Origin of the sequence: Pseudomonas sp. EL_65y_Pfl2_R96, from assembly GCF_963970905.1 — a bacterium.
GTDB lineage: Bacteria > Pseudomonadota > Gammaproteobacteria > Pseudomonadales > Pseudomonadaceae > Aquipseudomonas.
The window spans coordinates 1-462 of record NZ_CAXAQH010000319.1; the positions used below are offsets into that span (position 1 = coordinate 1).

Consider the following 462-nt stretch of genomic DNA (forward strand, 5'->3'; position numbering starts at 1 on the left):
GACGGCCTGAACGAATCCTATGCGCTGAAGGACGAATCCTTCTCGATCTTCGGCACCGCCGATTTCAAGCCGGTCGACCGGCTGACGCTCACCGCTGGGTTCAACTATACCGACGACCGCAAGCACTTCTCGACCAACGTTGTCAGCACCGACGTATTTTCCGGCATCAACTTCGATGCGCCGCAATATGCGCCGTTCCGCAACCAGTTGCTCTACCAGGGCGGCCTCGCCCAATTGATCGGTACGCAATTGGGTCTTGGTCGCTCGGCCACCGCAGCCGAGATCGGGGCGTTCGCAGGTGCCAATCCGGCGGCCTTCAGTGCGATCAACGCAGGTGCGCAGGCCAACGCCAACGCCAATCAGAACAACCCTGCGGCCAACCCGCTCGCGGCGCTGCGCCCGCTGCAATTCCTGCCGCCGTTCCAGAACGTGCCCAACGCGGTCGAACCCGGCAAGACCAGC

At 62.8% G+C, this 462-nt stretch carries 1 protein-coding gene; it reads left to right on the forward strand.

Translation table 11 applies throughout. The features are described from left to right. Positions 1-462, forward strand: a 462-nt coding sequence (locus AACY49_RS30830) for a hypothetical protein (protein WP_339528084.1), incomplete at both ends; no start/stop codon positions are given.